We start from the raw sequence: 26,720 nt of genomic DNA on the forward strand, positions 1-26,720 counted from the left end.
GGATGGGCGTGATATTATAAGATGTATGATACAAGTCAAGGACAGAGTTGAGAAAGGAGAAATATGAATAAGAATTCAATCACCCCTTTGTACCAGCAGCTTGCAGATGACATTAAGCAGCAGATTATGGAAGGCAGATTAAAAGAAAATGACAAGCTTATGACGGAGCTGGAATTCAGCCAGGCTTATGACGTCAGCAGGATCACGGTCAGAAAGGCGATTGAGATACTGGCTGACGAGGGATATGTTACAAAGCACCAGGGGATCGGTACCTTTGTTGCTGCGAAAAAGCTGAACCGGGTCATGAACAAGCTTTTAAGCTTTACGGAGATGTGTGAAAATGACGGGAAAACGGCGTCTACGGAAATGGTTTCCCTGGAATGGACATCAGCCTCCGTCTCCATCAGCCAGTATCTTCATATAAATGAAAAAGACCGTGTGTTAAAGATCATCCGGATCCGGAAAAGCGACAAGGAACCGGTTATGCTGGAAGAAGGGTATTTTCCGTCAAAGTACTCCTATCTCATGGGAGAAGATTTAACAAGCTCTGTGTATTCCATTCTGCGCAGACATGACACCGTGCCCACCCATGCGGTGAAGACCGTGGAAATCTGCTATGCAACAAAAGAGGAAGCAGAATATCTGAAGGTGAGGGAAGGCCAGGTCCTCCTGCTGCACAAGGATCAGGTCATGGATGAGAATGGCCAGGTCATTCATTACAGCAAGCTGATCATAAATCCGGAAAGATATAAACTGACCATCTTTACGTAACGGAACAAAGGGGATCTAATAAAAGAAAATAATCGCTTAAATGACGAAGGATTTAGGAAAGTAAAACTTTATTTTCTTAAATGTTCGTCATTTTTACTATGCAGAACTTGCATATGCATAAACTCTGGGATAAAACAGACAATAAAATGAAAAAAGCTATTGCAAAATATGATATATCATAATATAATGTATCCAAGTTGTAATAAGATGTATGCATACAATACATAACGGTCACAACTATTTTACCGGATACAAGAAAGGAGAGTAAATTATGAAAAAAAGCTTTAAAAAAGCGATGTTTGCAGGCTTATCCTGCATCATGGCCATGTCCATGACTGCCTGCAGCGGCAATACCGGTGACCAATCCCCGTCCGCCAAAGCCTCCGCCGAATCCTCACAGTCCGCTTCCGGGGACACCACGGCAGCAGCCCTTGCAGGAGATAAGAAGGTCATCAAGCTGTTCCACCGGTTTCCCGATGATCCCTGTAACTCATTCATTGAGAAAAAGGTGGCAGAATATGAAGCGGCCCATCCGGATATTGATATTCAGATCACCAGTGCCCAGAATCAGCCCTATAAAGAAAAGATCAAAGTCGTCGTAGGCTCCGATGAATGTCCTGATATCTTTTTCAGCTGGGGCGGTGAGTTCTCAGAACGCTTTATCCGTGAGAATCTGATCCTGGATCTGACACCGTACATGGAAAAGGATACGGCATGGAAGGATTCTCTTCTGCCCACTCAGATGGTAGAGTATACCACTGATGACGGGATGATCTACGGCGTTCCTTTCCGCTTAGACGGCAAGCTGTTTTTCTATAACAAGGATATATTTGAAAAGGAAGGCCTTGAAATTCCTGGAACCTGGGATGAATTTCTGGCCTTATGCGACAAGCTGAAAGCCGGCGGAATTACGCCCATTGCGGAAGGAAACCAGGATCAGTGGCCTGCATGCCATTATGTAGGCACATTAAACCAGATGCTTGTGGCAGACGATGTAAGAGCCAGAGACTATAATCCGAAGACAGGGGAATTTGCTGATCCGGGATATGAAAAGGCTCTGGAATATTATCAGCAGCTTGTGCCTTACATGAATCCCGGCGTCAACGGGCAGACTCATGATATGGCAAGGCTTGGCTTCACCCAGGGACAGACGGCCATGCTGTACGCCGAACTGGTGGAAATCACAAACATCAAACAGGAAAATGCAGATTTGAACTGGGGAATGTTCAACTTCCCGGTTGTGGAAGGGCCGGGAAACCCGGATCTTCTCACCGGTTCTCCCGAAGGCTTTGTGGTTTCCTCCAAGACTAAATATCCGGAAGAATGCATCCAGTTCTTAAAATGGTTCCTTGGACCGGAAGTCGGTGCCGCACAGGCGGAAGAGGTGGGCTGGTTCAATGCTTCCAAGGGTGTTGATGCAGGCCTTAAAGATCCCTCCCTGATCGACGCATACAAGGCAATTGCTTCTGCAAAGGAGATGGGACCATGGTTTGACAGCTCCCTGTATTCCACCGTATGTGATACATATCTGACCGCTATTTCCGATATTACCAACGGAGACGTTACCCCGGAAGAGGCCATGAAAAAGGTTCAGGCAACGGCAAAGGAAGCACAGTCCCTGGTCCCTTAGTTTCTGAAAAGAATATCAGCTTAACAGGGAGCGTATCACGCTCCCTGTTCACGAAAAAGGATGGGATCCAGATGAAAAAAAAGAAATTCATGCCATATCTGTATGTATTGCCGGGGCTTTTTATGGTGCTGGGCTTTGTATACATTCCTATCATAGTCAACTGCATATACAGTTTTTTCCGCCTGTCATCCTACTCCTCCACCATGAAATTCGTAGGGCTGGATAATTTCAGGCGTTTGTTTACCAATGAAGTATTTCCCATCATGTTGAGAAACAACGTGTATTACTGCGTCATATCCCTCCTTGTGCAGGTGGGCTTTGGAACGGTTCTGGCGCTTTTGCTGGAGAGCAGGCTCACCGGCAGGGCGAGAGGATTTTACAGAAATGTTTATTTTATTCCATCCCTGATCTCCCTGACAGCAGTTGGCCTGATGTTTAATTTCGTCTATTCTCCCCAGGTGGGCCTTTTAAATACTTTTTTAAAGAATGCAGGACTTTCCCAGTTCCAGCAGACCTGGCTGGGAGATAAAAGGCTGGCCATTTTCTGTATCATAGCCATGAGCCAGTGGCAGTTTACCGGTTATATCACGCTGCTTATGGTGGTGGCTTTCCAAAACGTGCCGGTAGATTACTTAGAAGCAGCCCTCATTGACGGGGCAGGGCCTGTGAGAAGGGCTTTAAGCATATCCCTTCCCCTTGCAAAGGAACAGCTTCTGGTATGCTCCATCATCACCATTATCGGAGCATTTAAGTTATTTACCGAGGTTTATTCCACCACCAGCGGCGGCCCTGGAAACAATTCCCAGGTGCTTGGCCTGTTTCTCTATCAGAATGCGTTCCTGCATGATGATATGGGTATGGCGGCCACAACGGGAGTATTGATATTTGCCATAACCCTGACCGCATCCATCATACAGCTGAAGGTTTCAAGGTCCGGTGAGGCATAAAGGAGGGATGCGGGTTGAAACATTTTAATAATTCAAAGGTATTTCTGTTAAGGATATTGCTGCATATTTTCCTGATTTTTCTGGTGTGCGTCATACTTTTCCCGGTCATGTGGCTGATCCTTAACTCATTAAAAACGAACCAGGAAATGTTTTTAAATTCTCTGGCCCTGCCGAAAAAATGGATGGCAGTCAATTATGTGACGGCATGGAACAAGGGCCTTTTTAACTACTTTAAGAATTCCATTCTGGTGAGTACGGTATCCCTGGTATGTATTCTGTTCATCAGTTCCTTTCTGGCCTATGGACTGACCAGGTTCCAGCTTCCCGGCAGTACCTTTATCTTTTTTCTGGTGCTGGGTGGTATGGCCTTATCCGAGCAGGTGGCCCTTGTCCCTCTTTACAAGATTTTGCAGTCCATGAAGCTTTATAATACCCAGTGGGCGATCATATTGCCCTATGTGGCATTTCGCATCCCATTTACCATGTTCCTGCTCCGGTCTTATTTTATCTCCATCCCAAAGGAACTGGAGGAGGCGGCCATCGTAGACGGCTGCAACAGCCTGCAGCGGTTTTTCCTGATCATCGTTCCCATCAGCAGGCCGGTCCTGGCTTCCTGTGCCATTGTGAATTTAAACTTTGTGTGGAATGAATTCCTCTTTGCCAATGTATTTCTGGAAAGCAAGGCCATCATGACCATTCCTCTGGGGCTTATGGCGTTCCAGGGAGATTTAAAGTCCGATTACGTGGTCATGCTGGCAGGGATCTTCATTGCCTCCCTTCCCATGGTGCTTTTGTTCCTGTGCATGCAGAGGCAGTTTGTCCGGGGACTCACCCAGGGGGCGGTAAAGGGATGACCATGCTGACAGCGGATTATCATGTTCACAGCATTTCTCCCGATGCAGGGGCCCCCATGGAGGAAATGTGCGAAAGCGCCATAAAAAAGGGGCTGGAAGAGATCGCCTTTACGGATCATTATGAATTTTATGCCCATGGGCTGGTGAAGGAGTATTTTCATGAGGATTACTTAAAACAGTACTGGAAGTGCCTGGAAAAGTGCAGGGAAAAATTCGAAGGGAAGCTGGTGATACGCCGGGGGCTGGAGATGGGGCAGATGCACTTATGTCCGGAAGATGCTTTGAAAGTCATCTTTGAATACCCCTTTGACTTTATTATCGGCTCTCTTCACAAGATTGAAAATGTGGATGTCAGCCAGATGGAATATACGGAAAAAACCATGCCCCGGATTGCAGAGGCATATTACCGTCATTTATTAAGGCTTTCGGAGGTGGGGGAATTTGATTGCCTGGGGCATTTGGATCTGATTAAAAGGCATTCCGTAAGAAATGGCCTTCCAGATTATTATGACAGGTATGAGAAAGAAATTACACGGATCCTTAAAAACCTGGTGGCAAGGGGCAAGGGAATAGAAATCAACACCTCCGGGATCAGACAGGGGGCAGGAGAGACCATTCCATCCTTAAGAACGGTAAAGCTGTTTGTCCAGCTGGGGGGAACTGTGGTAACGGTCGGATCGGATGCCCATAAGCCGGAGGATGTGGCGGCGGATTTTCATGTGGCGGAACAGCTTTTAAAAGAAGCGGGCATCAGGGAGGTCACAAGGTTTAAGCGTAGGCGGGGCTTTCCTGTAAAAATATAGGATTATGACGGTAAAAGGAGAACAAACCATGATCAGAGTGTTAGGCTTGGGAGATAATGTGGTGGATAAGTACATGCACATCATGACCATGTACCCGGGAGGGAATGCCTTGAATTTTGCGGTGTATGCAAAGCTCTTTGGCTATGAAGCCGGATATATGGGGAATTTCGGAGATGACGGGGAAGCCCGGCACGTATATGATACGATTTCGGCCCTGGGACTTGACGTTTCCAGATGCCGCTTCTGGAAAGGGGAAAACGGTGCGGCTAAGGTGAAGCTGGAGGACGGGGACCGGGTATTCATAGGAAGCAATAAAGGCGGAGTTTCCCTGGACCATCCTCTGGAGCTGACCAGGCTGGACATGGAATATATAGCAGGGTATGACATGGTGCATACCAGCATTTTCAGCTATATGGAGGCCCAGCTCCCGGCTCTTAAGAAAGCGGCGGCCTTTCTTTCCATGGATTTTTCCAACCGCGCCTCTTTGGAGTACTTAAAGGAGACCTGCCCTTATATTGACTGCGCCTGCATCTCCTGCGGAGAAGACATGGCGGAGGAGGAGATCCGGGATCAGATAAGCTCCATCATTTCCTATGGCTGCCGCAGCATGGTCATCGCCACCAGAGGGGCAAAGGGAGCATTTGTGTATGTGGATGGAAACATATACCAACAGTCACCCTGTCTGGTAAAGGCCAAGGACACCATGGGAGCAGGGGATTCCTTTATCACCTGTTTTCTGGTCAGTTATTTGGACGGAATGAAATATGCGGTGGATTTTCCTGACGGTTCAGGAATGTGGGGAATTACCTCAGGGCAGGAATTCAAGGACCTGGTCATAAAGACCAGCCTTTATAAGGCCGCTGTTTATTCTTCCCAGAACTGCCAGAAGGATGGTTCCTTTGGCTATGGAAAAAAGTTTGAAGAGTGATCCGCAGCATATAAAAAGCCCTGTAAGACATCCGGTTTTTTTAAGGACTGTCATACAGGGACATTTTTATTTATGGAATATCAGTTAAAATCTGCAATGGGGACTGAAAGTGCTTAATAATCAAGCTTCCACATATACCGCCTTTTGGTAAGGGGATGGCTGCGAATGGCCGCCAGCTGTTCCGCATAGATCCTTAAGACGCCGCTGATCAGCATGGGGTTAAAATATTCTGCAACGGATTTATCAATGTGGGAGCTGAGGCCGAAATCCTTTGCATCCAGGACCGTTACCTTTGCATCAAACCGCTGAAGAAAGGTGAGGGCTCTGGAATCCATGGGGCGTGTCGGCCCGTCATTCATCAGGAGGAGATAGGGAACCCCCGTTTCAACCATTTCAAAGGGCCCGTGGAAGAATTCGCCGTCATGGAAGGTGCTTGAAGGGATCCACTGCATTTCCATCATGAGAAAGCTTGAGAAGGAATAAGAAACCATCTGTGTTGCTCCTGAGCTCATGACATATAAAATAGGCATGTCTTTGTAGTTTTCAGCAAAGGCTTTTGCGGCCGGAAGGCTCATGGCAGCGGCGGTTTCGATCAGGCCGTAAATCTTTGAAAATCCATCCTCCATTGCATTGTAATGGTCATATCCTTCATAGGTGTTCAGGATTTCCGCGGAAAGCATAAGAACATCGGTCATTTTCTCCATCTTTGCCGCGTAGCTGGCTTCAAAACCATGAATGATCTGGTAATGGGACGCCAGGGCAAGGGGAGAGCCTTCTATATGAGTCACAGAGATGACGGCAGCGCCAAGGTCCATGGCTTTTTTTGAGGCGGCTACTGTTTCAGGGGTGTTTCCGCTTAAGGAGCAGGTCACCACGATTGCGGATTCGTCTACGGATACCGGGGTGGAATAGTTAAATTCATTGGCAGTGTAAATGCTCACCCGAAGCCTCCTGGAATTTGCTTCCAGGAAATATTTGCCGGGAAATAATTCTGACATGGAAGCACCACAACCCACGAAGCAGACAGAAGTGATGTTTGGATGCTCAGCCTTGATTGCAGAAACAATTTCTTTAACTGTCATAATATGTACCTCCAAAAATAAATTTGCTTGATTTATAAATACATTATATAACATCATATAACAAGAGTCAACGAATATATGAAATAAATTCAAGGATGTACTTGAAAAATATAAACATAATGTTATAATACGTCATATAAGATATTAATTAAAAAGCGGAGGAGAACATTATGACAGTCAAGGAAATCATAACTGAAATCGTGGAAAAGAAGAAAGAAGCGGGAGGAGTCCGGGAAGTATATTTTGTCGGCTGCGGCGGCTCCCTGGGAGCCTTTTACCCAGCTAAAATTTTTCTGGAAACAGAAGCTTTGTCCATACGGACGGGCTGGTATAACAGCAATGAATTCGTACATAACACGCCCAGGATTTTAGGAAAAAACTCAGTCGTCATCACAGCATCCCACAGGGGAGACACCCCGGAAACCGTAAAAGCCGCCCAGGCTGCAAAAAAGGCAGGAGCCACGGTCATAGCCCTTACCTGGTCTTCTGATTCCCCAATCACAAAGGCATCGGATTATGTGGTTTCCTATACCTTTGGTGAGGAAAAGGATATTGGAGGAGAAAAGACCATGGTCGGGCTGATGGCTGCGGTGGAGCTGCTGGACCAGACAGAGGGCTATGAACATTACGACAAATTCCAGGATGGAGTATCCCGTATTGACGGAATCGTAAAATATGCCCGCAAACATGTGGAAAAAAGGGCCGTGGCCTTTGCAGAGGAATACAAGGATGACAAGGTGATTTATACCATGGGAAGCGGCGCCGCTTATGGGGCAGCCTATATGGAAAGCATCTGCATATTCATGGAAATGCAGTGGATCAATTCTTCCAGCATCCATGCCGGAGAATTTTTCCACGGTCCCTTTGAAATTACCGATGCCGAATCCCCGTTCATGATCCAGATCAGCGAAGGGCCTGCCAGAGAACTGGACGAGAGGGCTTTGTCCTTTTTGAGAAAATATGCGGGCAGGATCGAAGTGCTGGACGCAAAAGACTTAGGTCTGTCCACTATTGACTCTTCTGTTGTCTCCTACTTTAACCACTCCTTATTTAATAATGTATATGATGTTTACAATCATGCCCTGGCAGGCAGGAGACAGCATCCCCTTTCCACAAGGAGGTATATGTGGAAGGTGGAATATTAAATTCGTTATAAGACAGCCGCCCCGCAGACAAAGGGAACAGCCTCCCCTGGTCTGGGGGGCTTTTTAAATTCTTAAAATGAAGGGAAAACAGCAAAAACATTAAGCTGCAATTATTAACAGGAAAAAGCGACATTTTTCCCTGAATGTGATATACTGTCTTAAAAGTGTATCTTTCGCAAAGTACAGGCTGTCGTTATATAATCAACTGGAAAGAGGGGATTTGCCATTGAAAAGGTACGATAAATTAGTCAGGGACAGAATACCGGAGGTGATCCAGGCACAAGGGAAAAAGGTGGTATGGCGCATCCTGACTGAGGAAGAACATTTAGAGAAACTGGAAGAAAAGCTTTATGAGGAGGTAGAGGAATACCAGGAGGACAAGAGCCTGGAAGAGATGGCAGATGTACTGGAAGTGTTGTATTCCATTTGCAGTGCCAGGGGTTATACCGCAGCAGAACTGGAAGCAGAGCGGGAAAAGAAGGCAAAAAACAGGGGCGGCTTTAAAGACAGGATTTTTCTGGAGTATGTGGATGAGTAGATGAAAACGCTTAGGTACTATGGTAAAAAAATACATTCCAAAAAGGGAGGAATGCGTTATCCGGCGTAAATACACAATATTTCTATCCACAATCATCAGCATCATCTGTACTGTCATGGCCTGCTTTTATTTATTTTCCATTGACAAAGTGGGCGATATTTATGTTGAGAAATCAGAGGAAGCAATCTATAACATTAAAAAGGATTTTCTAAAGGACACGGTCAATAACCTGATTTCCGAAATAGAGCTGAGGCGGGCAGCCAAAGCTTCCTATGTGGAAACCTTTGTTTCCAGAACAGCTGAGATCATTAACATGAAAAAGGATCTTTCAGACCGGGAATTCAATGATTTCTTCATCCAGTTCTTCCGGGACAATCCGGATTATAATTATATGACTGTGATTGTGTGGGACAATGAGGCAAATAAGCCGGTTTTTGATCCGGGGAACCTGGCAAAGTCTGTCTGGAAGGATACTCTTAAGGCCAACACCTCAGGTTTATCCTCTTACAGGGTTTTCATTCACGGGGATTACTCCTTCCTTTTTGGACTGACAAAGAGCTATGTGGATGGCCTTGTGAAAGCAGATATGGTCAATGTGATCAAAAACTCAAGATTTGATGGAAATTCCTATATCTGGGTAAACGAGATACTGAATTATGAGGGGGGTAAAAATTACGCTATCCGAAGGATCCATCCCAACCTGCCGGAGACAGAGGGGACCTATCTTTCTACGGATATGACAGACATGGAGGGGAATTATCCGTATTTGACCGAGCTTCAGGGGATTAAAAAGGATGGAGAGCTGTTTTTCTCTTATTATTTCAAAGAGCTGGATGACAATGACGTATCCAAAAAGCTGACTTATGCCAAGCTTTATAAGGATTATGACTGGGTAATTGCCATGGGCGTTTATCTGGATGATCTGCAGCCTTACATTGACCAGACCAATGGAGAAAGCAAGGTGCTGGTATCCAGGCTCACCATGCTTTTGGTGCTGCTTCTTATCATCATACTGGTCATCAGCCTGTTCTCTGTTTCTTTATTGGAGAAATTCTATTACCGCCATGCGAGAAAGGTGATGGAATCTGAGCTTAACCAGGATGTCCTTACAAAAGCAGGCAACAGGAGAAGCGGAACAAATGACCTGGCCAATGCCTTTAAGGAATTTAAGCGGACAGGCTTAAGCCCCGGAATTATGATGTGCGATATGGACCACTTTAAGGGGATCAATGATAAATACGGCCATTACGCAGGGGACATGGCTCTGGCAGAGTTCGTAAAGATGATGAAAAAAACTTTAAGAAATACGGACAAGATCATCCGCTGGGGCGGAGATGAATTCGTTGTCATTCTTTACGGCATGGAGAAGAAACATGCACTGGCTTTTGGAAACAAATTTTTGGCCTCCATATCTTCTTTGAAAATACAGGATCACGATGAAGAGATCGGCATCACCGTATCTGCAGGGTTTTCCTTCTTTAAGGAAGGGGATGAAGACTATCAGGCGGCATTAAGGCGGGCAGATGAGGCCCTTTATAAGTCTAAGTCGGAAGGGCGGAATCAGGCCAATGTCATCATGTAGAAATTAAGGCTGTGAAAGGAGAAGACTGGAAGATGACCATTTATATAGCTCTGCTCCGGGGAATCAATGTGGGCGGAAAAAACAAGATAAAAATGGCTGAATTAAGGCAGGTGCTTGAAGAGGCCGGGCTGATACGGGTGGAGACTTATATCCAGAGCGGCAATGTCATTTTTGAGTCAGAAGATGGGGAAGATGAGCTGAAGAAAAAGCTGGAGGATCAAATCAGGGAGAGATTTGGTTTTTCCGTAAGCGTAATTTTGAGAACGTCTGACCAGCTGGGTCAGCTGATCAGGAGCTGTCCTTATACGGAAAAGGAAAGGGAGGCGGCGAAGGCCCAAAACTCAGAAGGAGAAAGCTTTTATGTCTGCCTTTTCCATCAGGCGCCTCTTAAAGAAGAGACAAAGCGCCTGGACCCTTTTGTAAATGAGAAGGATGATTACCGGATGCAGGGCAGGGAGATTTATCTTCTCCTTTGCCACAGCATCCGCAATTCCAAGCTTTCAGATAAAATGTCCCTATTGGGCGGGCCTGTAACAGTGCGGAACTGGAAGACCATGGAAAAGCTCCACGCCATGGTAACTGCCAGGATCTCCGAAGAGTAAGGCCTTTATACCCCGCTTTCGCTGGGCTGGGATTGTATCATGCTGCTTTATACCTCATCCAGGAATGAGAAACAGGTGACCTTCTTTCCCTTATATGAAAACTCAACAGAGTGAGAATATACACCAAAAAACTTCTGAATGTTTGCGCCTGTCATCACCTGCTCTGTATTGCCGGTGATATAATCCTCCTCGCCCAGCAAAAAGCATTTGTCCGCAATGCGGAGCGCATGATTTGGGTAGTGGGTATTAATGATGCAGGCAATGTTCTTTTCGGATGCCACTGCCTGAATAAGTTTGAGCAGACGGATCTGATTGCGGAAATCCAAATGTGATTCCGGCTCATCCAGCACTAAAAGCTGAGGAGAGTTGATAAGGGCGCGGGCGATGAACACCAGTTGAAGCTGCCCGCCGCTCAGCTCGCTGCAGGGATGGTTTCGCAGATCATGGATCCCTACCCTTTCCAGCATCTGATCCGCTAAGGCATAGTCGTTTTTGCCCGGCGCGGCAAAGAAGGAACTGTGCCCTGTCTTTCCAAAAACCACCATGTCTCTTACAGAGTAGTTGAAGGAAACCTTGTGGGCCTGCGGCACATAGCCGATTTCCTTCATTGGTTTGTTTTTCCGGCTCCTCTTACCGCTTATTGCGGAATAGCCGCTGTTCCAGCTCAAGATGCCAACAATGCACTTTAGCAGCGTTGTTTTGCCAATGCCGTTCCGGCCCATGACGGCCATCACCTGCCCGCCTTCTAAGGAGAAGGTGATATTTTGCAGGAGCGGCTGATTCTGGGTATAGGCGAAGCACCCTCCCTGTACTTCCAGTAATTTGTCCACTGGTTCACCCCTCCTTTCTGCTGCGGTTATAGATGATTGCAAAAAAAGGCGCTCCGATGAGGGCGGTCAGAATTCCGATGGGAATTTCCGCAGAGGTTAAGTTTCTTGCGGCGGTATCCACCAGAATCATAAAGATTGCTCCTGTTAAGCAGGAAGCGGGCAGGAGATGCCCGTGATTCACCCCTACCAGATTTCTGCAAATGTGCGGAATAACAAGCCCGACCCAGCCAATTACACCGGAAACGGTCACACTGCCGGCCGTTGTCACCGTTGCGAATAAAATCACCAGCCAGCGGGTTGTGTTCGGATTGATTCCAAGGGTAAAACAGTCCTCGTCGCCAAGAGAGAGAAGGTTGATTTTCCAGCGCAGCAGATATAAGCCTGTGATCCCTCCCATAATGGGGACAAAAGCGATTCCGATGTCACGGTAGGTTGCATTTGCAAAGCTGCCCATCTGCCAGAAGGTGATGGCAGGGAGGGTTTCAGAAGAATCAGCCACATACTTGATCAGGGAAATCAATGCCGAGAAAATGGAGGACACGATGATGCCGCCAAGAACCACGGACAGTGTTCCAGTGCCGTTCCTTGACCCGGACAGAAAAAACACCAAGAGCACGCTGGTCAGTCCCAGGGCAAGGGAGAGTGCCGGTGTAAACAAGCCCAGCCCGCCGGTGAGCAGGATTCCAAGCGCCGCACCAAAGCCTGCGCCGGAACTGACCCCCAGTAAATCAGGGCTTACCAGTGGGTTTTGAAAGGTGCCTTGCAGGGCGGAGCCGGATATGGATAATCCGGCCCCGACCATTGCAGCTAAAATGATTCTCGGAATCCGCACGTTAAAAACCACAAAGGCGGCGGTCTCCAGCGTGCTGTCCATGCCTCCGTGCAGCTTTGCGGATAGGATAGCCATAAGGTCAGGCAGACGGATGCTGTACTTTCCCAGCAATATTGCACTGATGACTGAGCCCGTCAACAGCAAAGCGCCGATGATCATGGTTTTACTGTAATTTGTGTTATGCTCCTTTCTCATATCCCTGTCGCTTCCCGATAGTCCAGGATTGAGTCAAGATCCTGCTCCGTTAATCCAACGCCGTAATTACGACGGTAGTATTCCTTAATTTCTGCCCTGATCTCGCTTCTGCTCATAAGCTCAGGATAGGCTTTGGAAACCAGCCAAAGAGGAAAGAGAGGAGAATCCGCACAAGGAGTCACCCAGGCGTAGGTCGTTCTCGGCACATCAAACACTTGCTTATTCTTCCACGCAGTAAGAAGCGACCAGTCCTGCCCCTCAATGGAATTCTCCAGAATATAGCTTGCAGGAACATCCTGAAAGCACATGATAAAGTCCGGGTTCCACTCATAAATCTGTTCCATGCTGACCTCGCCGGTGCCCTCAACAGATGCGGCAATATTTTCGATTCCGCTCAGGGCAAAAAAGCTCTGCGCCCAGCCGTCAAAGGAATCCGAGCCCATGACCATAATACTGCCGGCCTGATTGAGCTTGATGCAAAGCCCTCTTTTTTTCTGAACGCCCACGTTTTTCAGCAGGTTTTCCAGCTTTGCGTTGGTGGTGTCCCATTCCTTCTGAATCCCCACTGAAGTATCTGTACCTAAAATTTCTCTGATTTGCTTATCCCAGGCAACAGACATTTTTTCAGGGCTGTTGACACCCTTTATCAGAAAATCCACTGCCGGAATATTAAGACCCTCAATGCCTTTTTTTTGGAAATCTCCGTAATAGAAGATGACATCCGGCTCAAGCGCAAGAAGGGACTCCGTATTTACGGCAAAATTTACATCCACAAAGGACGATTCTACAGACTTCCAGTTTGGGAATACCTTTTCGACGACTTTAGGGTTGGAAGTCAAAAAGGAGCGGGAGTTAATGCCCACAATCATCTGGGTGTCCGGAATAGCGCTCACCACAAAGGACATGACCGGCGGGCTTAGTATGACAATTTTCTTAATTTCTGCGGGGGCAGGGATTGTGACCTCATTCCCGCCTAAGTCGGTGATCCTTCGGGGTGCGTTGGATTCCGCCGGGACTGTGCTTGCAGACATCTGGGTTGTGGCAGATGCTTCAGGTATCTTGGATTCGCCGCCTTGCGAAGGGGGCTGTCCGCAAGCTGCTAACGACAGGCAAAGGTTGGCCGCCAGAATAGCGGCAATAAACTTGTTTTTCATGTAGAGCTTCTCCTTATATGCATGATTTTGTATTTCAAAGAGCAGCGGGTTGAGCGCGGAAAAGGCCGTTGTACCTGCCAACCCCTGCAATCATCCGCCATGTCAATTCTTGATTCAAAGTCTGAACTCCTCCTGATACAGACAAAAAGACGCAGAGTCGATAAAACAATGAGATGTTTTATCAGCACTGCGTCTTAGCGTCTGGCCTTTGAACAATAAAAATTTTTCGGTTTTTCACATTAATTAAACGTTCCTGTTTGCATTTCGGGCAGAATAGCGGGAAGTTTATGAGTACCGTATCACTGCGAATCTGAATCCTTGTTTTTTGTCCGCATACGGGACAGCATACCCATTCGGTCTGCTCCACATCCCCACCCCTCTTTCCGGTCTCCGCTGTGCCCCATGCGGTCACGCATGGTTTTGAATCAGACCAATGGCATGATTCAGAAATCCATTAATTGCCTCCAATTTATCTCCAGGCATATCCGCAAGGAAATCAAAAAGCGCCTTGTCGTTTTCCTCATGGTACTTCTCATGCTTACGGTAGGCTAACTGCCCCTTTTCTGTCAGGTGGAGCAAACTGCGCTTTCTGTCCTCTGTGTCATCCTCTTTGGCAATCAAACCCCGTTCGTTCAGCTTTTGCAGAGTCTTATGAACAACAGGCCGGGTGATTCCAAATTTACGTGCAAGCTCAGCGCTGTGGATACCCGGAAAATCGCCAATCATTTTGATGATATGGATTTCTCCGCGGTAGAAGGTCATATCCTCACTGCCGAAGTCCAGAATATTGGTTCTGCTATTGGCAATTTGCTCGGTCAGCTCAATAAAGGAACGAATGACATCGTCTGAACAGGTATCAGACACCAAACTCCCCTTTCGGTAGAACTGCCCTTCATATCGGTCATCACCTATGCAGCCGGTGGCTGTAAGCCCTGCGTTTTGGGCTGCCTTTGCAATCTCCTGGCTGCTGGGAGGGAGGGGCACGCCGTCCATCAGACCCGACAGCCAACTGAGCATATTGGGCGGAGCATTGTATTCATGGTCCGCATACTGACCGACGATCAATAAGTAGCCTCCATCCTTTAAGGCTGCAGACAATTTACAAATGAAATCAGATAAATCACCCCTTACAAAGTTCAGGATGCCGGAAGCGATGATCACATCGTAAGGGCCGCCCAAAGAATCCGTATTAAAATCCCCGGAGATAACATCTACCCTCTGCTCCCCATGATGACGGAGCACAATATCCCTTGTGACCTCTGCCACATCAGGAGTTTCAAAAATTGTTGCCCTGCTGTTTGGAAAGTGTTTTGTAAATTCAATGGCTAAGATGCCAGTTCCGCCGCCTAAATCTAAAATGTGCAGAGGGCGTTGGGGATCTGGATATAGCTTCATCATCTGGCCTAAAAACGATTGCAGGCGCCCGGCATACATTTCAGGCACAGACACCCTCGCCATCTCAGAAAAATCATAAGCCGGTTTGGGCAGAGCATTTGCGGATTTCACCTTTTGCTCCAACTGCGCCAGGGAAGTCATGTTCTCACGGAAAAGCAAAGCATCCCCCAAGAACACTTCGCTGCTTCGGGATAAAAAATCTTTTGTTTCCGGTGTGTTAATGTAAAAATCTCCTTGCCTGCTAATCCAGCCGCAGGAAGTCAGAGACAGCAGCAGCAGCTGGATCTGCTTTTTATCGCAGTCTAACGCTGCTGCAATTGTTTCCGCTGTTTGCGGCGTGTCCAAATGGGAAAAAACATTCAGGCGAATGGCCGCAAAAAGCAGTTGTGCCTCCTGATAATTATGTATGATTTTATAATACCGGCTTGGACTGTTTTCCATGTTGTATATCACTCCAAAGGCCTCCTTTCTTAAAATACCGAGCTGGTTAGTTTTCCCTAACTCAATTGTTAGCATAGCATACATAAAAATAGATTGTCAAGTAAACAAACTAAAAAAATAAAACCTTTTCTCTTTTGCTTATGGGCGCTTCAATCTGATATAATCCAATGACTATAAAAAGGGGAAAATGAAAAGCAGTATAAGATGCAATACTGCTTTTCTGGAATAACCAATTATAAAAGGAATCCACATTTATATTATCCTGCCGGATTAACTTACAGGAAATATGTAACCTTCTTTAACCCTGTAACAGGACTGGGAATGGCAGAGGCTTCCATGTTAAAGTGATACATATGATTGAATTTTTCAATGGCAGCTTTTTTTTGCTCCATAAGAGAGTGAGAATACACATTAAGGGTGATGGACACGCTGGAATGGCCCAACAATTCACTGATGGTCTTTATATCCACTCCCATTTCCAGGGCACGGGTGGCAAAGGTATGGCGGATGGCATGGAATTTCCTGTCCTGGACATGGGCTTCCTTTAATATTTTCTTATAGAGCTTTTGAAAACAGCGGGGATCAAAGGGGGAGGTCCCGCCGGAAAGGATATAGTGGTCCGGATTTGCACGGAAAAATCCCCGTTCCTCCGACATTTTTAACAGGAATTCCGGAAGAGGGATTTTCCTTAAAGACTTCCGGCTTTTTGGAGCACCAACCAACAGGGTTGTTTTGCCTTCCTCATCTTCAAAATCCTTTATTCTGGATACGGTCCGGGCAATGAACAGGGTGCCGGTTTCCATATCAATGTCCCCCCATTTTAAGGAACATAATTCTCCAAGCCTGATTCCCGTATAAAAGCACAGGATGATCCCTGCCGCACGCCTGTCCCCGGAATTCAGCACCGCATGCTCTATGAGCCTCTGCTCCTTTAAGGAAAAGACCTTGACCTCTTTGTCTTCCGGTCTTGGTACCTTGACCTGCTCGATGATGGAAAAGCTTTCCGGTGAGCCTTTTAAAATCTCTTTTAATGCGATTTTAAAGATGGTAAGATTCTTTTTCTTAGAGGAATCAGCCAGCTCTGTATTCTCCCTCATGTTTTTTACAAAGCAAAGAACAGATTCCTCCGTAATTTTCTGATCCTTATCCTGCCTGAAAAATGGAATTACGTATTTATTTATACACCGGTAATAGCTTTCAAAAGTGGAGGGCTTTACCCGAAGGGCGGCATCCTCCAGCCAGGTTTCAAACAGGCAGCAGGCGTCCTTTTCACTGCCGGAAGGTTTCTTTTTGCCGGATTCCTGGATTTCCTGGTAATTTTTCATTTTTTCCTTTACGCCCCTATAGGTTCTGGAATAGAAATACCGGTATTTTCCATCCTGTTTTAAGCTTCTTCCTTCCCATCGCCCGTCTTTTCGTTTGTATATATTTTCTCCTCTTCGCGGCATTTTACAATACTCCTTTGCTTATCATGTATTCATTATATGACGTTTCCCATACGGCAAATAATCCAAATATTACCAGAAAATGCTGCAAAATCCAGTTAAAACAACTGAACAATCACAGATATTTTTAAGTAAGGTTGACATTTTCATCTCGATCGGATACACTGGGTGTGTGATTTTAAATTAATGTAAAGGAAGTGAAACAATGGAAGGCAGCCCTCGAAGTCCCATATGCGGCTTCAAACCCCAGTATGAAAATATAAACCAATATACCGGCGCTTTAAGCGGGCGATTGTCCATTGTTTGATTATACAGATGGGCTTTCTTAGCCTGTGCTCTTAACGCCGTCTATTGGGACGGCTTTTTTTATTGCTATTTATATCTTCATTGGGGAATCCTAAAAAAGAAAGGAATGATTCCAATGAAATTCATGAAAAACAAAACAATTGGTACGCAGATTCAAAAAAACAGACTTGATACCGAAAAAAGGCTGAGAGCCTATGCGTTTCTTGAAGAAGAAAAGCTTTTATCCTCCTTGTCCGCATCAAAGGACGGCCTTACCGGTAAGGATGCCCTGGAAAGACAGGAAGAATTCGGGGCAAATGTGATCACGGCAGGAAATAAAAATACCACTCTTCACAGGCTGAGAGAGGCGGTCATCAATCCGTTTAATATTATTTTACTGATCATTGCTGCTGTTAATTATTTCACAGATGTCATCTCTTCTTCAAGACCTGATTATCTCACCGTTTCCATCATCATTTTTCTGGTGCTGGTATCAAGCATGGTGGCCTTTGTCCAGAGCCAGCGTTCAAACGCTGCTGCGGAAAAGCTTTCCGAGATGATTTCCAACAAGGCGGATGTATGGAGAGATGGGGAACTGACTGAGCTTCCCATGGATGAAGTGGTTCCGGGGGATATTGTCAAGCTTTCCGCAGGACATATGCTTCCGGCAGATGTGTGCTTCCTGACCACAAAAGATACCTTTTTGGCTCAGGCGGCTTTAACCGGTGAGTCCGCCCCTGTGGAGAAATTCTCCCATGGGGACAATCAGCCTGATGATGCTTTAACGGATTTACAAAATATCGGCTTTATGGGTTCCAACGTGGTAAGCGGAAGCGCTACGGCAGTGGTCCTGGCAACCGGAAACAACACCTATTTCGGCTCCATGGCCCAATCCCTGTCAGGAGACAGGGCCAAAACCAGCTTTGAGCGGGGAGTGGATTCTGTCAGCGGACTTCTCGTGAGAATGATGCTTGTTATGGTGCCTGTGGTATTTTTTATCAACGGCTTTGCAAAAGGAGACTGGGCGGGAGCGCTTCTATTTGCCATCAGCATTGCCGTAGGCCTTACTCCGGAAATGCTTCCAATGATCATGACCTCCACCCTTGCAAAGGGAGCTGTTTCCATGTCAAAACACAAGGTGATCGTCCGCACTCTTGGAGCAATACAGACCTTTGGGGAAATGGATGTGCTCTGCACCGATAAGACAGGGACTTTGACCGAAGACAAGGTGGTTCTTGAAAGATACATGGACTTAAATGGGGATGAGGATGCCAGGATCCTGCGCCATGCTTACTTAAACAGTTATTTTCAGACCGGCCTTAAAAACCTCATTGATCTGGCCATCATCAACCGTGCCGGACAGAACGGGCTGGAATCTGTGTTAAGCTCCTACAGCCGGATTGACGAGATCCCCTTTGATTTCACACGGCGCAGGATGAGCGTTGTTTTGACTGATAAAAACGGAAAGCTCCAGCTTATTACAAAGGGGGCAGTGGAAGAGATCCTGGAAATCTCCTCCTTTGTGGAAATGAACGGAAAGGTTCTGCCCATGGATGAAGAGAGCCGGCGCATTGCCATGGCAACCTATGAAAAGTATAATGCCGACGGCCTGCGCATGATTGCGGTTGCCCAGAAGAACGAAGTTCCCGGAGTGGGAGTGTTCAGCGTAGATGATGAGCGGGATATGGTGTTAATCGGTTTTGTAGGCTTTCTGGATCCGCCGAAAGAGAGCGCAGGAGCTGCCATTTCCGCCCTTCGGGAACATGGGGTGAGAACGGTCGTCCTCACCGGAGACAGCGAGGGTGTGGCGGCAAAGGTCTGCAGCAAGGTAGGAGTAGATGCCTCCGGCTTGCTGACGGGACGGGATGTGGAACAGATGGATGACAAGGAGCTGTTACAGGCGGTTTCGGTCTGCAATCTGTTTGCCAAATTATCCCCGGCCCAGAAGGAGCGGGTGGTAAAAGCCTTTCAGAGCGCAGGCCATACGGTTGGCTACATGGGAGACGGCATCAACGATGCTCCGCCCCTGCACCAGGCTGATGTGGGGATCTCCATTGACAGCGCCGTGGACATTGCCAAGGAAACTGCTGACATCATTCTTCTGGAAAAGGATTTAATGGTTTTAGAGGAAGGAGTCATAGAAGGACGCCGCACCTTTGGAAATATCATTAAATACATTAAGATGGCGGCGAGCGGAAATTTCGGAAATATGATTTCCGTCATTGTTTCCAGTGTATTCCTTCCGTTTCTGCCCATGCTGCCGGTACAGATATTGACCCAGAACCTGCTGTGTGATTTTTCCCAGATAGGCATTCCCTTTGATGATGTGGATAAGGAATACTTAAAAAAGCCTCATAAGTGGGAAACAAAGTCCATCAAAACCTTTATGGCTTTTTTCGGTCCCTTAAGTTCTGTTTTTGATATTTTATGCTTTGCAGTGATGTGGTGGGCCATCGGCGCCAACAAAGTGGAGCTGTCCCCGTTGTTTCAATGCGGCTGGTTCGTCTTCGGAACCTTATCCCAGGTACTGGTCATTCATCTGATCCGTACCGAAAAGCTGCCCTTTGTACAAAGCATGTCCTCAATGCCCTTGTTTTTGTCCACATTTATCGTTGCGGTCATTGCACTGGTCATTGGATTTACTGATCTTTCCGTTGGCTTTGATATGCACTACTTACCGGCACGGTTCGTGCCCTGGCTGGCTCTGATCCTGATCGGTTATCTTGCAGGCGTGCAGTTTCTTAAAGAGGTGTATAAACGCCGTTATAAAGAATGGATGTAATATTGAGAAAGAATTCATGAAGCAGCCCGGCTATTTCAGCCGGGCTGCTTTTTCATCCATCCATAAACAGGATCAGCTCCCTTATTTGTTCATGTGTTTCCGGGAAAAGGCATCCCTGTATTGGGATGGGGTGATCCCTTCTGTTTTTTTAAATACCTTCATAAACAGTTTTTCATCCTGAAACCCGCATAATTTTCCTATGGTCCGGACCTTTAAGCTGATGTCGTTGGTAAGGAGGTTTTTTGAAACGGCGATCCTTGTCCGGTTGATGTAATTGCTTAAGGGGTAACCGGTGTATTTTTTAAATAAGCCGGAAAGGTAAGTGGGGTTGTAGCCGAACATCTGGGATAAGCTCTGCACGGTTAAGGGCTGGTTGTAATTCAGCCTGATCCATTCAATGATATTGACCATTGAGGTGGGAATATTATGCCTGGTCAAATCAGGGATGAACAGCGCCTCCGTGCCCAGCTCCAGCAAAAGAGCGCTTAAAATGTAATGGCAGCGGTAGGTGGCCGCATAATTTTCCCTTTTTGCAGTATCAAGAAGCTGGACAAAAAAGAGAGAAGACCGGTTGTCGTTTGGCAGGGTCCCGTATTCCGGGAGGATGTAATTGGTCATGGTAAAAGGAGTCTGGACAGGACCGGCGTTCCAGATTTCCAAGTTCCTCTTTAAGCTGGAAGGGCTGTAGTATTTGTAATCAGGATCCGGGATAGTAAAATGGGTCCAGTAATAGGACAATGGCTCTTCACTGGGCTTGTAGCCGAAATGGCGCTGTCCGGCAAAGAGGATGATGAACTGGTCTGGTCCGATGTCATGGTTTGCATTTCCCTGGGTGATGTGCAGGGTGCCTTTCCGTACAATGATGAGTACATGGGAATCCAGCTTTCTGTCCGGATGGACAAAGTTGAAGTTATTTGTCAGATTTCCGCTGGATAAATAGTGGATAGAAAATTTCACATTGCTTACTAAATAGATCATCTGGGATTTGACCACCTTTTATATAGAATGGGGAGTTGTAAGATGAAATCATGTATATTATGATATAGCCATAACGTATGTACATATTGTTGAATTTAAACGCCACAACTTAGTTAAATATAGCATTATGACTATAATAAGTCAATAATGTCGTGTTAAAGTCCCATTTTTTTACAAGATATTACAAAAATATCGATAGCAGTCCGGTTTTAAAATCTGGGAAATGGGATAATCAGGAGGAGGTTACTATGAAATTAAGAAAAGTATTTGCAGTTTGTTCCGCCATCTTTATGACAACGGCATCAATTGCCGGCTGTGGCGGCAGCGGTCAGGTTTCCGGCGGGGATTCCGGAACTTCCACAGATAAATCCACAGCAGCGGGAGGAAAAACAGAGGGAAAGGAAGAAGTCATCACCTTGAATTTCATGGGCTGGGAAGCAAGCCCTCTGGAGACAGCTGCTGTTGAACAGGGGATTGCCATTTTTGAAAAAGAGCATCCCAATATTAAGGTCAACTATACTCCCGGGCTTGCGGGGAATGAGTATAACGCAAAGCTCCTGGCTTCCGCGGCCTCCAATTCCATGCCTGATGTCATGTTCATGATGTCCAATGCATACAGGCAGTTCGTATCAAAGGGTGCGCTTCTTGAATTAACCGACAAATTCAGCAAGGATTTTCCTTTGGATGATTTTATCGATTCTTCCAAAACCATCATGAGCATTGACGGGAAAGTCTATGGGATATCCTCCTGTACTGTATCGCCTATCCTTTATTATAACAAAGATGTATTTGATAAAGCAGGCCTGGAGTATCCCAGCTCAGATCCTTCAAAAAGCTGGACCATCGAGGAATTCCGGGAGGTTTCCAGGAAGCTGAAAACGGATGAGATCTATGGCTGCTATGGACTGGAAACCGTGGCAAATACCCTTGCCGCCCAGATCATTTCCAACAACGGCGCCATCTATTCCTCTGACTTTAAGACCAGCGCCATGAATTCCCCTGAGGTGAAAAAGGTGCTGGAGACCATTAAGGCCATCCGGGTGGATGGATCAGCTCCCGATGCCACGACCCTGGAAAACGTGGGAATGACCGCCGCACAGATGCTGGAAACCGGAAAAGTCGCCATGCTGATCGACGGCTCCTGGGCATTGCAGGAGCTGGCAGCTTCTGGTATGAACATTGGAATGGCGCCTCTTCCATCCTATGGGAAGGTATTGACCACAGGCCAGGCCCATCTTCACAGCATTTCCGCCAATACAAAGTATCCGGATCAGGCATGGGAATTTGTCAAGTTCCTTTCCGGCCTTGATTATCAGGGCTCCTTGGTTAATTCAGGGCTTTGGATGCCAAACCGCAAGTCCATGTATGAGCCTGACATGCTGGAGAAATGGTACAACAAAGATGTTCACGGGGATGATTATAAGAACATGCTGGATTATTTTAAGGAGGCGGTGGTGGATCCTGCGGCCCTTCAGTACTCCTCCAAATGCAGCGATATCATAACGGAAGAAACAAAGCTGTATTTTACCGACGCCCAGGATATTGACACCACATTGAAAAACATCGAAAAGAGATCAAATGAAGCGATTAAAGAAGCATTGGAATAATCGGTTCCATAACGCCAGGGCACTTAGCTGCTTTGGCGTTACCGTTGAAACCATGAAGGAGGCGGATCAATGAAAGCAGCTGCTGTTCACAAAAAACCCCCCGGCAAGCTCATGAATGATGGGAAGTGGGCATGGATCATGCTCCTGCCCAATATATTGGGATTTTTTATGTTCATGCTGGTACCGGTTGTTGCAACCTTTGTATTGAGCTTTACCAAATATGACATGCTGACAAAGCCTAAATTTATAGGGTTGGGGAATTACACTGAAATGATACACGATCCCATCGTGTGGCAGGTTACGGGCAACACCATTCTGTATACGGCCCTGACCGTGCCGGTTGGGATGTGCCTTTCCCTGCTTCTGGCGGTGGCCCTGGACCAGGAGATCAAATTAAAACGTTTTTACCGGGCGGCATTTTTTCTGCCTTCCATCACTTCCATGGTTGTCATATCCATTGTGTGGCAGTGGATCTACAACCCGGAATTCGGCCTTCTCAATTTCGGCCTGTCTCTTTTGGGGCTGCCAAAGGGGAAATGGCTCACCAGTGCTTCAACCTCCCTGGCATCCATTGCAGCGGTGGGAATATGGAAGCGGCTTGGCTATGATATGATCCTGTTTTTATCCGGGCTGCAGGGGATATCCGCCACCTATTATGAAGCGGCGGAGCTTGACGGAGCCAGCAAGCTGCAGCGGTTCCGATATATCACCATCCCCATGCTGAAACCCACCACATTTTTCGTATTCATTATGGCCATCATCAATTCGTTCCAGGTATTTGACCAGGTCATGCTCATGACCTCCGGCGGGCCGGGAAGGTCCTCCTCCGTACTGGTCCATTATCTGTATCAGAATGCATTCCAGTATTTTAAGCTGGGATATGCCTGTGCCATTGCTTATCTGCTTTTTGCCATTGTCATGATCATAACGGCTATTAACTTAAAAATGGAAAAGAGCATGAGGGAAATATATTAAGGAGGGAAGCATGTCTGATAAAACAAAAAATAAAATAACGAAAATCATTTCACACGCCGTCTTGCTGGCAGGCTCCTTTTTGATGCTGGTTCCCTTTCTTTGGATGCTGTCATCCTCTTTTAAGGATTTGGGGGAAGTATTTGTTTTTCCTCCCAAGCTTTTGGGCAAGCGCCTGGTGTGGCAGAACTATACCAATATCTCATCACGCTTTAATTACTTTGGCTACTTTATGAACAGCATCAAGGTATCGGTCTGGGTGGTGTTTTTCCAGGTCTTTACCTCAGCCCTTGCCGGATATGTGTTTGCAAGACTGAACTTTAAGGGCAGGGATAAAATTTTCATGCTGTATCTGGGGACCATGATGATCCCCTTTCACGTCACGGTCATAACCAATTTCCTTCAGATGTCCACCTATGGGCTGGTGAATACTTTATGGTCCCTGATGATCCCGCCCATGGTATCGGCTTTTGGAACCTTTTTAATGAGGCAGTTTTTTATTACAGTGCCCAGGGAACTGGATGAAGCGGCTAAGATCGATGGCTGCAATCCCTTCCAGATATTCATACAGATACTGCTCCCAATGGCAAAGTCCACCATAGCCACCCTGGTGATTTTCTGCTTTATGAATACCTGGAATGATTATTTTACACCCCTGATCTACATTAATAATGCGAAGAAATATACACTGCCTCTGGGACTGGCAAGCATGAAAGGAATGTATTCCACCGACTGGCCGGTTCTCATGGCATCTTCCACCATAGCGGTCCTGCCTGTGCTGATCGTGTTCCTCTTTACCCAGGATGCCTTTGTAAAAGGCGTTATGCTGTCAGGCTTGAAGGACTAAGAAAGAATACAAAGGCGAAAATTGAAACGGATTATAAGAAATGGAGTATGTCAGAATGAGACTATTATCAATGAAACAGATTAAGATTAAGGACAGATTTTTCAGTGAATATCTGGACCTGGTGCAAAACCATGTGATCCCGTACCAGTGGGAGGCTTTAAATGACCGGATCAAAGGGGCGGAGCCAAGCGGCTGCATGCAGAACTTTAAAGTGGCCTCCGGCAAGATTCCCGGGAAATTCATGGGAATGGTATTTCAGGACAGTGATGCCTATAAGTGGCTGGAAGCCGTGGGATACTGCCTTATGTGGCATCCTGACAAGGAGCTGGAGAGCACGGCGGATGAGGCCATTGACGATATCTGTGCCGCCCAGCAGCCTGATGGCTATTTAAATACCTATTACATCATTACCGGGCTTGAGAAACGTTTTACAAATTTAAAGGATCATCATGAATTATATTGTCTGGGACATATGATAGAAGCTGCCGTCGTATACTTCCAGGCCACCGGAAAACGGAAGCTCTTGGATGCCGCTGTCCGTTATGTTGACCGTGTTGACCGGATCTTCGGATCAGGGCCAGGCAAATTACACGGCTATCCTGGCCATGAGGTGATTGAGATGGCTCTGGTACGGCTGTATGAGGTAACAAAAGAGGAAAAGCACCTGGCACTGGCAAAATATTTTATAGATGAACGGGGAAGAGCTCCTCTCTTTTTTGAAGAGGAGACCATAAGAAACCAGAATCAGTTCTATTGGAAGGACAGCTGTTTCGGATACCAGTATTATCAGGCAGGCAAGGAGGTAAGGCAGCAGGAGAAGGCGGAAGGCCATGCGGTCCGGGCGGTCTATCTCTACAGCGGCATGGCGGCTGTGGCGAAAGAGACAGAAGATGAAAGCCTGAAAAAAGCCTGTGAAAGTCTTTGGGACAATATTACCCAAAGGCAGATGTACATAACAGGGTCCATTGGCTCTTCCCATTACGGAGAAGCCTTTACTTTTGACTATGACCTTCCCAATGATACGGTTTATGCCGAGACCTGCGCGGCCATCGGCCTGATCTTCTTTGCCAGAAAGATGTTTGAATTGTCAAAGGACAGCAAATACATCAATGTTATGGAACGGGCATTATACAACGGCGCCATCAGCGGCATGTCCCTGGACGGAACCAGGTTTTTCTATGTCAATCCTCTGGAAGTGGTGCCTGAAGCCTCAGAAAAGGACCAGAACAAAAGGCATGTGAAAGCAGAGCGCCAGAAATGGTTTGGCTGCGCCTGCTGTCCGCCTAATTTAGCCAGGCTGCTGTCTTCCATCGGAGGCTATGCATACACGGAAGCAGAGGACTGCCTCTTTATGAATTTATACATCGGAGGAGATATTTCCACTGTCCTTAAGAGGCAGACGGTGGAGTTTCATGTGGAGACTGATTATCCCTGGGATGGAACAGTAAAAATTGATTTTACCCAGGAAGAAGCAGAGTTTTCCTATGCTGTGCGGATTCCTGACTGGTGCAGGGAATATGAGATTTCCATAAACGGGGAACAAGTCTTAAACGATCCGGTAAAAGGTTATGTATATATGTTCAGGAAATGGAAAAAAGGGGATCAGATCGTTTGTAAGTTTAAAATGGAGGCGGTGATGAACCAGGCCAATCCAAAGGTGAGAGAGGACATTGGAAAAACAGCCCTTTCCAGAGGCCCCCTCATCTACTGTCTGGAAGAGGCGGACAATGGCAGCGGCCTGCACCAGATCTGTTTAAAAGAGGATACGGCATTTACAGAAGAATTTGAAAACGGCCTGCTTAAGGGAGTGGTCACCCTGACCGGTGAAGGAGAAAAAATAAGAACAGCCGGCTGGGGGGAAGAAACCTTATACCGGCCCTATGAAGCTCCTGCCTTTGAAAAAAAGAAATTAAAATGGATTCCTTATTATTCCTGGGCGAACCGAACGCCGGGAGAGATGGCCGTGTGGGTGCGGATGAAGGAAGACGGGGATTTGGAAACGGCTCAAATCCCTGAGTAATTGAAAGAAGGGCTGCCCGCCGGGGGCCCATGATGTGTTAGGAGGCAGGCTGTCC

At 46.7% G+C, this 26,720-nt stretch carries 23 protein-coding genes; 15 read left to right on the forward strand and 8 right to left on the reverse strand.

From position 1 onward, the window contains the following. Positions 1 to 63: 63 nt before the first annotated feature. The 6 genes from K401_RS0112405 (at position 64) to K401_RS0112430 (ending at position 5,933) form a co-directional block, all read left to right on the forward strand. Entirely contained in the window at positions 64 to 771 is a 708-nt protein-coding gene (locus K401_RS0112405; protein ID WP_024293251.1) for a GntR family transcriptional regulator, read from the forward strand. Between the two features lie 271 nt (positions 772 to 1,042). Continuing rightward, entirely contained in the window at positions 1,043 to 2,401 is a 1,359-nt protein-coding gene (locus K401_RS0112410; protein ID WP_024293252.1) for an ABC transporter substrate-binding protein, read from the forward strand. A 71-nt stretch (positions 2,402 to 2,472) separates the two neighbouring features. Then, positions 2,473 to 3,348 (forward strand): carbohydrate ABC transporter permease, encoded by an 876-nt coding sequence (locus tag K401_RS0112415; RefSeq protein WP_024293253.1) that lies wholly within the window; start codon positions 2,473 to 2,475, stop codon positions 3,346 to 3,348. 14 nt (positions 3,349 to 3,362) lie between these two features. Beyond that, positions 3,363 to 4,202, forward strand: a complete 840-nt coding sequence (locus tag K401_RS0112420) for a carbohydrate ABC transporter permease (protein ID WP_024293254.1) — start codon at positions 3,363 to 3,365, stop codon at positions 4,200 to 4,202. Beyond that, entirely contained in the window at positions 4,199 to 5,005 is an 807-nt protein-coding gene (locus K401_RS0112425) for a histidinol-phosphatase HisJ family protein (RefSeq protein WP_024293255.1), read from the forward strand. Before K401_RS0112420 ends, K401_RS0112425 begins: the two co-directional genes overlap by 4 nt. A gap of 28 nt (positions 5,006 to 5,033) precedes the next feature. Further along, a complete protein-coding gene (locus K401_RS0112430; RefSeq protein WP_024293256.1) occupies positions 5,034 to 5,933 on the forward strand; it encodes a PfkB family carbohydrate kinase in 900 nt (299 codons plus the stop codon). Positions 5,934 to 6,046: 113 nt separating this feature from the next. On the opposite strand, the gene K401_RS0112435 is transcribed toward K401_RS0112430, so the two are convergent. After that, positions 6,047 to 7,015, reverse strand: coding sequence for an SIS domain-containing protein (locus tag K401_RS0112435; protein WP_024293257.1), 969 nt, complete (start codon positions 7,013 to 7,015; stop codon positions 6,047 to 6,049). A gap of 170 nt (positions 7,016 to 7,185) precedes the next feature. Between K401_RS0112435 and K401_RS0112440 the strand changes: the two genes are divergently transcribed. The 4 genes from K401_RS0112440 (at position 7,186) to K401_RS0112455 (ending at position 10,882) form a co-directional block, all read left to right on the forward strand. Next, on the forward strand, positions 7,186 to 8,160 hold the full coding sequence (locus tag K401_RS0112440; RefSeq protein WP_024293258.1) for an SIS domain-containing protein: 975 nt from the start codon (positions 7,186 to 7,188) through the stop codon (positions 8,158 to 8,160). A gap of 226 nt (positions 8,161 to 8,386) precedes the next feature. Next, complete coding sequence (locus tag K401_RS0112445) at positions 8,387 to 8,698, forward strand: nucleoside triphosphate pyrophosphohydrolase (protein ID WP_024293259.1); 312 nt, start codon at positions 8,387 to 8,389, stop codon at positions 8,696 to 8,698. Positions 8,699 to 8,717: 19 nt separating this feature from the next. Continuing rightward, positions 8,718 to 10,280 carry a sensor domain-containing diguanylate cyclase gene (locus tag K401_RS0112450; RefSeq protein ID WP_051152900.1) on the forward strand — a complete coding sequence of 521 codons (1,563 nt, stop codon included), beginning with the start codon at positions 8,718 to 8,720 and terminating at the stop codon, positions 10,278 to 10,280. 32 nt (positions 10,281 to 10,312) lie between these two features. Next, on the forward strand, positions 10,313 to 10,882 hold the full coding sequence (locus tag K401_RS0112455; RefSeq protein WP_024293261.1) for a DUF1697 domain-containing protein: 570 nt from the start codon (positions 10,313 to 10,315) through the stop codon (positions 10,880 to 10,882). Positions 10,883 to 10,929: 47 nt separating this feature from the next. Here K401_RS0112455 and K401_RS0112460 read toward each other — a convergent pair whose 3' ends face one another. The 6 genes from K401_RS0112460 to K401_RS0112490 all read right to left on the reverse strand — a co-directional run bounded on the left by K401_RS0112460 (position 10,930) and on the right by K401_RS0112490 (position 17,177). Continuing rightward, positions 10,930 to 11,712 (reverse strand): ABC transporter ATP-binding protein, encoded by a 783-nt coding sequence (locus tag K401_RS0112460; protein ID WP_027352470.1) that lies wholly within the window; start codon positions 11,710 to 11,712, stop codon positions 10,930 to 10,932. A gap of 4 nt (positions 11,713 to 11,716) precedes the next feature. After that, positions 11,717 to 12,739, reverse strand: coding sequence for a FecCD family ABC transporter permease (locus K401_RS0112465; RefSeq protein WP_024293263.1), 1,023 nt, complete (start codon positions 12,737 to 12,739; stop codon positions 11,717 to 11,719). Beyond that, on the reverse strand, positions 12,736 to 13,893 hold the full coding sequence (locus K401_RS0112470; protein ID WP_024293264.1) for an ABC transporter substrate-binding protein: 1,158 nt from the start codon (positions 13,891 to 13,893) through the stop codon (positions 12,736 to 12,738). Before K401_RS0112470 ends, K401_RS0112465 begins: the two co-directional genes overlap by 4 nt. A gap of 181 nt (positions 13,894 to 14,074) precedes the next feature. After that, positions 14,075 to 14,260, reverse strand: coding sequence for a cysteine-rich KTR domain-containing protein (locus tag K401_RS32400; protein ID WP_084492864.1), 186 nt, complete (start codon positions 14,258 to 14,260; stop codon positions 14,075 to 14,077). Between the two features lie 41 nt (positions 14,261 to 14,301). Next, positions 14,302 to 15,741, reverse strand: coding sequence for a methyltransferase (locus K401_RS32405; RefSeq protein WP_166435270.1), 1,440 nt, complete (start codon positions 15,739 to 15,741; stop codon positions 14,302 to 14,304). Positions 15,742 to 16,004: 263 nt separating this feature from the next. Beyond that, complete coding sequence (locus K401_RS0112490) at positions 16,005 to 17,177, reverse strand: tyrosine-type recombinase/integrase (RefSeq protein ID WP_024293265.1); 1,173 nt, start codon at positions 17,175 to 17,177, stop codon at positions 16,005 to 16,007. 391 nt (positions 17,178 to 17,568) lie between these two features. Between K401_RS0112490 and mgtA the strand changes: the two genes are divergently transcribed. Continuing rightward, positions 17,569 to 20,241, forward strand: coding sequence for a magnesium-translocating P-type ATPase (gene mgtA / locus K401_RS0112495; RefSeq protein WP_438830322.1), 2,673 nt, complete (start codon positions 17,569 to 17,571; stop codon positions 20,239 to 20,241). Positions 20,242 to 20,322: 81 nt separating this feature from the next. On the opposite strand, the gene K401_RS0112500 is transcribed toward mgtA, so the two are convergent. Then, complete coding sequence (locus tag K401_RS0112500; protein ID WP_024293267.1) at positions 20,323 to 21,219, reverse strand: helix-turn-helix transcriptional regulator; 897 nt, start codon at positions 21,217 to 21,219, stop codon at positions 20,323 to 20,325. A gap of 248 nt (positions 21,220 to 21,467) precedes the next feature. On the opposite strand from K401_RS0112500, the gene K401_RS0112505 reads away from it, so the two are divergent. The 4 genes from K401_RS0112505 (at position 21,468) to K401_RS0112520 (ending at position 26,665) form a co-directional block, all read left to right on the forward strand. Further along, complete coding sequence (locus K401_RS0112505) at positions 21,468 to 22,826, forward strand: ABC transporter substrate-binding protein (RefSeq protein WP_024293268.1); 1,359 nt, start codon at positions 21,468 to 21,470, stop codon at positions 22,824 to 22,826. A gap of 69 nt (positions 22,827 to 22,895) precedes the next feature. Beyond that, complete coding sequence (locus K401_RS0112510; RefSeq protein WP_024293269.1) at positions 22,896 to 23,801, forward strand: carbohydrate ABC transporter permease; 906 nt, start codon at positions 22,896 to 22,898, stop codon at positions 23,799 to 23,801. A 10-nt stretch (positions 23,802 to 23,811) separates the two neighbouring features. Continuing rightward, on the forward strand, positions 23,812 to 24,645 hold the full coding sequence (locus K401_RS0112515; RefSeq protein WP_024293270.1) for a carbohydrate ABC transporter permease: 834 nt from the start codon (positions 23,812 to 23,814) through the stop codon (positions 24,643 to 24,645). Between the two features lie 70 nt (positions 24,646 to 24,715). Beyond that, positions 24,716 to 26,665, forward strand: coding sequence for a glycoside hydrolase family 127 protein (locus K401_RS0112520; RefSeq protein WP_242842305.1), 1,950 nt, complete (start codon positions 24,716 to 24,718; stop codon positions 26,663 to 26,665). Positions 26,666 to 26,720 lie beyond the last annotated feature (55 nt).

This window comes from Lacrimispora indolis DSM 755 (genome assembly GCF_000526995.1).
In the GTDB taxonomy this organism is placed as follows: Bacteria; Bacillota; Clostridia; order Lachnospirales; family Lachnospiraceae; genus Lacrimispora; species Lacrimispora indolis.